The organism is Bradyrhizobium sp. Cp5.3, from assembly GCF_000426265.1.
GTDB lineage: Bacteria > Pseudomonadota > Alphaproteobacteria > Rhizobiales > Xanthobacteraceae > Bradyrhizobium > Bradyrhizobium neotropicale.
The window spans coordinates 205792-212884 of the sequence record NZ_AUFA01000013.1; the positions used below are offsets into that span (position 1 = coordinate 205792).

Annotated in this window: 5 protein-coding genes; 3 read left to right on the forward strand and 2 right to left on the reverse strand. The window is 59.0% G+C overall.

All coding sequences use genetic code 11. The features are described 5' to 3' along the window. Positions 1–682: 682 nt before the first annotated feature. On the reverse strand, positions 683–898 hold the full coding sequence (locus tag K289_RS47785; RefSeq protein WP_027553355.1) for a hypothetical protein: 216 nt from the start codon (positions 896–898) through the stop codon (positions 683–685). A 726-nt stretch (positions 899–1624) separates the two neighbouring features. Between K289_RS47785 and K289_RS52380 the strand changes: the two genes are divergently transcribed. Continuing rightward, complete coding sequence (locus K289_RS52380) at positions 1625–1930, forward strand: transposase (protein ID WP_245283966.1); 306 nt, start codon at positions 1625–1627, stop codon at positions 1928–1930. Positions 1931–2545: 615 nt separating this feature from the next. Here the strand turns inward: K289_RS52380 and K289_RS0121135 are convergent. Further along, positions 2546–3157 carry a hypothetical protein gene (locus K289_RS0121135; protein WP_156918089.1) on the reverse strand — a complete coding sequence of 204 codons (612 nt, stop codon included), beginning with the start codon at positions 3155–3157 and terminating at the stop codon, positions 2546–2548. Between the two features lie 334 nt (positions 3158–3491). Here K289_RS0121135 and K289_RS0121140 point away from each other — a divergent pair, with 334 nt between their 5' ends. Beyond that, on the forward strand, positions 3492–5450 hold the full coding sequence (locus K289_RS0121140; RefSeq protein ID WP_035685342.1) for a PatA/PatG family cyanobactin maturation protease: 1959 nt from the start codon (positions 3492–3494) through the stop codon (positions 5448–5450). A 664-nt stretch (positions 5451–6114) separates the two neighbouring features. Continuing rightward, a complete protein-coding gene (locus K289_RS47790; RefSeq protein ID WP_051310712.1) occupies positions 6115–6918 on the forward strand; it encodes a glycoside hydrolase family 108 protein in 804 nt (267 codons plus the stop codon). Positions 6919–7093: the final 175 nt, after the last annotated feature.

Here is a 7093-nt window from a genome sequence, read left to right on the forward strand (position 1 = left end):
TTCGCTATGATGATGAGAGGCGACTTCAACGTATCCCTCCGGCGAGCGGCGCCTTGTGTAGTTTGAGGGGCGCCTGAGGATTTGACACATACCGATCTGCCACCGACTATTTCGTTCAGAAAGAATTAGAGTCCGGCCTGAAGTGCAGCGAGACCGAACTTTGGACCACCCAGAACTAGAGTTTTGCGCCTCTGATCACGTTGGCGGCTGGTGCTCCGACGTGGTTCTGCAGCAAAATCGACGGCCGATTGCCCCGTGGGGCTGTTCTTCGTCGCATAACAACGTTTGAGTACGCCCACAGACCCTTCTTCGAGGTTCTTTATCGGCATCATTCTTGGTTTGGTCGCTGAGTTTTCGCTCATGACGCCGTCGGCAAAGCTAATGATGTCGCTTTTCGCTGCATGCTGGATGGGTCGCAAGCAGAGCTCTAGCTGGAAGTTGCAGCATGGAGGTTCGACCGAACGGTTCGCACCGCGCCGTAGGCGCGCCGCGTGGTCGGAGCTGTCGGCGGAAGCGCGGGCTGCCCTGACGAGCCTCGGCACCAGGGTACGACGACATCGTTCAAAAAACGCTGTCGTTCGAAGTCGGCGCCACCAATGAGTCAGGGAAACAGGTTCTGCGCGCGCTCCACGGCTCCCTTGACGACGCCGCTCTCGCGCGTCACCAGCGCCATGCATCCGGTCTAACCAGTCGCGACGTCGGCCATCGTCAACGTCTGAATGAACGAGCCAGCTACAGAGGTGCCGCCTTGAATCACCATGTCGACCTCGCAGAATCCTGCCGGCGGGTCGCGCCAGTCGTGGAATGTCCTGATCGGCACCTCGCGCCGCGCCGCCGAACAAGGGCTGACCCGCCGCCGCCTAACGCCGACCGCGGCAATTTTGGTCTCCACCAGCAAGCGACCAATCGTGGCTCCGCTGACGCCGAGACTAGCGCTCGATCGGCCTGATCGAGCTTGAGCTGGCCATGCTTCTCCAGCGAAGGCAGCAAGATCGGAATCATCACGCTGAGCCTCTTGCCGCAGATCCGATCCGAGGCCTCCCACAGTGCGTCCAGCGCATCGCCGATAGGGGGCCATAGGTCTTCCCGCGAAATCGCGACATGGCTGGCAGGCGCTGGAACCGTGAGCTTGCGATGCTAGCCGGTCACGGCGAAAAGCTCGTCGAGCATGCGTCCCTTACGGCATGAACTTCGTGGGGTCGATCCCCCAGTGGTCTGCATCGATGCTCGGCATGCGCGGCGGCTTTATCAGTGCGCATCAACGAGAGCGATCAGAACGACGCGAGAGGCCTAACCGAACGGGTCCGGATTGCCTGTTATCGAGAAGTCAAAGTCAAGGGCGGGGTAGCCAGATGATCTTCTGCTGGTCGCGAGATCTCGACTCGTAGCCATCCACCGCAATACTTGGAACCAGGTCCGCAGCCTGATGAAAGAATACGGGTTGCTGTTCCCCACGCGCAACAGGTCTGCAGTTCCGTAACCTGGTCGCGAGCCGTTGGGCGAAGGTCATCAGCTCCTCAATCGAGCCGCTCATGTCATTCATGAAAATATCTGCAAGTAACGAGACAAGTTCGACGATGATGTCCGCCAGTTGGCGAAGTCGAATGAGTGGAGACGTCGCCCGATGACGGTTCCTGATGTTGGTGTGGTGACGGCGTTGACATTCCGGCACACGATCGATGATCCGTCGCGCTTCCGATCCGCATCGACTGTTGGCGCCTATCTGGGCCTTGCACCTCGACGTAGCCAATCTGGCGAAACGGATGTCAATAGCAAGAGATTGCGGCGACAGGCTCCTCCGAACGTACGTGTTCGAGGCGGCGACTGTTGGGCTTTATCGAACGAAGAAATGGTGTTCCCTCAAGGCCCGAGGAATAAGCTCATCAAGCGGACAGGCATGACGAAGGCGAAGGTCGCCATCGCGCGCTAGATCACCGTCGTTCTATACTGCATCTGGGTCGACGGTACATCGTTCGACTGTGATCCTTTTTCAAGTTTCTGGCCCGGTTCTCGAGCGGCCGGCGATGCTCCGCCGGGCGGTGGTTGTGACGAGCTCAGCCAATAGGCCGGTGGCGGCATGTCTGCACTTCGCCGGACACTTTGAGGCGTCCGCCCCTGACATCATCATGACGCGCTGCGCGACGTCGGAAGGGACCATGATCGCACGACACCATCCGAGGAGCCGTTACCAACGGCCGATCTTTGCTGCCAAGTCCTGGTTGGTGATCCCTCGGTTATCCGCGATCACTCTGTCTCCGCAAGCCCAACCAGCTCCAACGGAGTGACGGCCACGGTCACGCCTCGGAGAGTCGAGGAATTGCAACTTGACAATACCCGCAATTAAAGGGCCGCTTGACAAGCGCAGCTGATGCGGTCGATGCCAAGACTCATCGAAGCGGTAGTCGAGCGCGCGTGTTCTCTTCGTGAGTGCCCAAGCGAACGAGAAACCCGTGGAAGCGACCAAGTGCGGTTACGATCTCCGGTGTGGGTTGTGCCGACTAAAAAGTTACGTTCTGATCATCACCAGCGACACCGGTGAACGGCTTTAACCAAAGCTCCTCCTGTCTGTTCTGGGGTGTTCGGACTGTCCGGTGGTGAAGTCATCGTCAGACGCCCCATCGCCAAACTGAGTAGCCGGTGCGGACTTCCCCACAATGCGCGAGGAATATAGTAGATCATTCGATAGCTCGGACGCCGCGAGCCGCGCGTCGATCCACCGGTCGAATGCAGCGTCGAGGCCACGCAGCGATTCCAGAAAAGTGTTGGGATCCTGCTGGAGCGGGCATATTGACCGATGAACTTGGGTAGGTCCGCCGATCCCGTCGATCCAGACCTTGGCGATCTGCAACGATACGCGGTCGTTTTCGATGCAAAGCAATTCCGGGCTGATCGCGATTATGCTTCGTCTCAGCTCCATAAGGCTTTGCCGTAGACTGGCGCGCGCCTGTTCTTCCCAGCGCGTGCTCCAGAGCAACCTAGCAAGTCGACGACGCGGGACGGTGGGCTCCCCGCACATGGCGAGATAAGCCAGGATCGCCTGCGCCTTGCGGCCCCGGGGCAGAATGCTCTCGCCCGTCCAGCTCCACGCCTCCACCGCGCCGAAGACGCGCAGTCGCAGTCGTGGCCTACCATCCTCCAAGTCGGTATTCAATTTCACCGAAAACTCCTCAACCGCAAGACGGTTGAACTCTATCAAGCCGCACAACAAGACGGAAGCGTGGTGCAGTTATCCTCCGGACCCATTCGAGTTTGCGCGCATCGCACGGCGCACCACCGGCGCCCAGCGGCACTCTTGCCAAATCCTCTAGCCAGCATGTTGGACGGCAGGTTCGGGCACCGTTCGGCCGCGCCAAGCCAATGCCGCCGCGATTACGCTTCTTGCTCTAAATTCGGGCGGAAAGACCTTTTAACGCGCTCTTCACGCGCCAGTTTCTTTGGGAATGTTATCGTCACCTGTGTCGCGACACTTTATCGCGAACTCAGAAAGACGCATGGACCTCGCATTTCCCGCCGACCATTTCGCAACTTCGGTCCAACGGGTCGCGCAAACGTTAGGCAACAGCTCCGCCCGTATTGCGGTCCTAGACGGTCCGATCGACTACAGGCACTCCTGTTTTCGTGGCGCCGACCTCGAAATCATCGAGACTTGGGTGAGCGTGAATGGGCATGGCGTTGCCACCGAACACGGAACGCACGTGGCAAGCGTCATTTTCGGACAGCCAGGCAGTGAGGTTCGCGGGATCGCGCCGTACTGCGCTGGACTCGTAATCCCGGTCTTCGGCGACGCGCCGGACGGAGGCGTTGCGAGTTGCCTGCAACTAGACTTGGCCCGGGCGATCCTGATAGCGGTCGACCGCGGCGCTCACATTATCAATATCAGCGGTGGCCAACTAACATCCTCCAGCGAGCCCGAACCTCTCCTGGCGGACGCGATTCGCACCTGCGCGCAGCGCAACATTCTGATCGTTGCCGCGGCCGGCAACGAAGGTTGCGAATGCCTTCATTTCCCAGCCGCGGCCCGAACAGTGCTTGCAGTAGGCGCCATTGATTCGCGTGGCGCGCCCCTCGCGTCGAGCAATTGGGGAAGTGTGTACCAGGCGCAGGGATTAGTCGCGGTCGGCGAAAACGTGCTCGGTGCCAAGCCTGGCGGAGGTACGTGGCGCAAAACCGGAACCAGCTTTGCAACGCCGATCGTCTCGGGAGTCGCAGGATTACTGGTAAGCCTGCAACGCAAGGCCAAGCTGCCGCCGGATCCGCATCTGGTGCGCGATGTTCTTCTACGAACCGCTCGGCGATGTGTCTCTCAGCCACGTCAGGACAGCCGCCGCTGTTTGGCCGGACATCTCAACGTCACAGAGGCCATCTCATTCATTCGAGGAGACCAGATCATGACGAACCGCAACGTGATCCCATCAGGCGCGGTCTCCGTTGTTGATGAACACAACAGTCCCCGAGGGTTGCCATTGGACTCAGCGCCAGCCACTCGGCTCGTCGTTGATACCGCAGTCCGTCCCTCGGACATCACAATTGCGGCCGCAGACCCGCAGCTTGATGGTAACGGCATCTCCGCATCTTGCGGCGGTGACGCAAAGTGCAGCTGCCACTCAAGCAGAAGTTGTCAATGCGGCGGCAAGCGGACGGCTCGGCTCGCCTACGCCCTGGGCACAATCGGTTGTGACTTCGGCTCAGAGGCTCGGCGCGACTCATTCATCCAGGCGATGCCACCGAGCGCCAACAATCCCCTGGTCGCGGAGCAGTTGTTGAACTATCTCTCGATGAATCCGTTTGAAGCTTCGTCAGTGATCTGGACGCTGAACCTCGACGCGACGCCGATTTATGCCATCCAGCCGGTCGGCCCTTACGCGATGACGGGATACGAGAGGCTGCTTGAAGCGTTCAACGGGCAGTTGAAGCACGCAGTGGAACTGGTGTCGATTCCAGGCGTGATTGGTGGGAGTGTTCGCCTGTTGTCAGGGCAAGTGGTTCCTGTCATCGCACCGTCCGTCCGCGGTATTTTTCATTGGTCCAGTGATCATCTGGTGAGGACCGTGCTCGGAATGCGCGGAGAGAACTCCGAGGAACGTGCTGCCTATGACAGCCAAGCCTCGGGCTTGTCGGACTTCTTCAGCCGCGTTTATTACGATCTCCGTAACCTGGGTGTCACTCCGGAAGAGCGCGCGCTCAACTACTCGGCCGTCAATGCCGTTCAAGCGGCCGAAGTCATACGTAGCACGACAACGGATGGTTTCGATCTCGACAAAATCAACATTCGGAGGAGTGCCGTCTGTCGTCCTGACTCGGATTGCTACGATGTGGAATTGTTGTTCTTCAACCCGGACAACCTTCTCTTGGCCAACCGTGTGTTCCGCTTCACGGTTGATGTGAGCGAGGAGATCCCGGTAACGATCGGACCCGTTCGCGCCTGGACGCGTCGCTCATCCGTCGTCTGAAAAACGCTTATGCTTGTCGATCGTAGAGATCCAATGAGAACTGTTGTGCAGGTTCAGCGGCTCAGTCCACTGGCCTCCCGCCGTAGTGCCTTCCGATTGCGTGACGCTCACGACGGTTGCATCCAGATGTGCGCTGGCACCTCGAGGGCAGGGTGCGCCAACAAGGTCGTTTCCGGCATACGCCGAGGCACTGCGCTACCGGCTCGTCCCGTGTCGCACACCAAGGGACGTGTCCGACCACCGATTGTTCGTATACCGACTGGCCCGCTAAGGTGGGAGCGGGTCAAGCGGTTGCTCGTTGCGGGCAACCAGAAGTTAACGCCGTGACACCCGCCGCGGCCAATTCAGGAGAATCTCATGAGACTTCCGACCCAGTCGAAGCCCGTTCAGCGGGTTGCCAGCGCGGCTTGCATTCGCCAGGAGGTTACGACTTCAGGCCTTTGCGAGATCCTCTGTAAAGCGTTGCCTGAACCGGCGAGGTCGATCTGCAAGACAGCATGCTGATCACATTGATCTGAAGTGCGACCAGGTCGTCCCTACTTTGGGCTTCAATGAGCTTAGGGCGGTCGGATGAGACGCCGACCGCCCGCGCATCGCAAGGCACGATTCACGCGACATTGCTCGTAGGAGTTTCCAAAGCAACATCTCAGGTGAGAACAGAGGTATGGCTATTGCAAACTTTGCGGCGTGTCTCGCCGTGACCCTTGCACATGAAGGCGGATATTCGAACAATCGAAATGATCGCGGCAATTGGACTGGCGGAAACGTCGGCGTCGGGGTTCTGAAAGGAACAAATTACGGAATTGCGGCTCATGCATATCCGTATCTCGACATCAAGAACCTGACGCTTGGTGATGCAAAGGAGCTTTACGAAAGAGACTACTGGAAGCCAGTTTGGGCTGAAAGTCTCCCTTACGGTGTCGATCTCGCGACGTTTGACGCTGGCGTAATGTCCGGGCCTCGGCAAGGCGTTCTCTGGTTGCAAGCGGCGGTTGGCGCTAAGGAGGATGGCGTTGCCGGAAACGAGACGATTTCCAAGGCCCTGGCCGCAAACAGCAAAGCGACAATCCAGAAGATCTGTGCAAAGCGTCGAACCTTTGTGCAATCGCTTTCCTCGTGGAAGGTTTTCGGCAAGGGCTGGTCACGGCGTATTGCCGAGGTCGAAGCCAAGGCTGTTGCCATGTGGCTGACGTGCGGAACCGGCAAGCTAACGGAGGACGGTCGAGCGGAAATGATGAAAGACAGCACCGCTGCACAGGATAAGGCGGTTGCGCAGGACACGAGTGCAAAGTGTGCAGGTGGTGTCGGAGTTGGCGTCTGTGTCGGCGATACGATCCTGAACCGCGGCCTCAATTGGATCGTGATCGGAGTCGGCGTTCTTCTCGTGATCGCCGCGATCGTGCTCTGGATTGATAGCCGACACAATAAGGAGCGGGTCGTGGCCTACACTGATGTGGCTGCTTGCTGAAGGGTTTCGACCAACTGCCGACCACGTACTTGCTAATCCATCTAGACGATCGCGATCCGCTAATGGGCGACAACCCTGCACCAGGGGATGTCCCGATCGCTGTTGAACTAGGTCGGGCCGACGTTGCCGGAATGAATGTTACGCGGCCCTCGTGACGTGGGCAACGGGGTTGATC

Coding starts and splice junctions, on each gene's coding strand:
- K289_RS47790 (WP_051310712.1), top strand. CDS start 6,115: ATGGCTATTGCAAACTTTGCGGCGTGTCTCGCCGTGACCCTTGCACAT.
- K289_RS0121140 (WP_035685342.1), top strand. CDS start 3,492: ATGGACCTCGCATTTCCCGCCGACCATTTCGCAACTTCGGTCCAACGG.
- K289_RS52380 (WP_245283966.1), top strand. CDS start 1,625: ATGACGGTTCCTGATGTTGGTGTGGTGACGGCGTTGACATTCCGGCAC.